1 pseudogene is annotated in these 347 nt (G+C 36.6%); it reads right to left on the bottom strand.

Annotation, left to right across the window (positions count from 1 at the left end):
- A pseudogene (locus tag H5186_RS23250) lies at positions 1 to 347 on the bottom strand (hypothetical protein); the annotation flags it as partial.

The raw sequence follows: 347 nt of genomic DNA, 5'->3' as shown, positions 1-347 counted from the left end.
ATTTTTGCTTTACGGTGGTAAATAAAAGCAATTATTAATAATAAAACTTGCCCCAGGATAAACAAAGGGTCAAAAAGAAATGAGTCTAATAGGTGTTGTAAACTTTTAGCTTTAAATAACCCAAGGACTTGCATTATCGCTCCAATCGCAAAGAAGGTTAATGCTTGCCAAGAATAAGAACTATCATCCGTATCCGTCATACTTCCCATTAATAATAACCCGTAATAACGGCCATCAGCGCCAACCTCATCTTTTTCTCCTAACAGGTTGTCATAATTGATTTCCACTTTTCGGTAATACTTCCCCATATCAGTTGGTTTTTTAGGGGGGCGTAATTCAGATACTTG

It is taken from the genome of Pseudoalteromonas sp. SG41-2 (genome assembly GCF_014164535.1).
GTDB lineage: Bacteria > Pseudomonadota > Gammaproteobacteria > Enterobacterales > Alteromonadaceae > Pseudoalteromonas > Pseudoalteromonas rhizosphaerae.
Note: the sequence above shows the minus strand (reverse complement) of the source record. Positions and strands in the feature narration are given on the sequence as shown.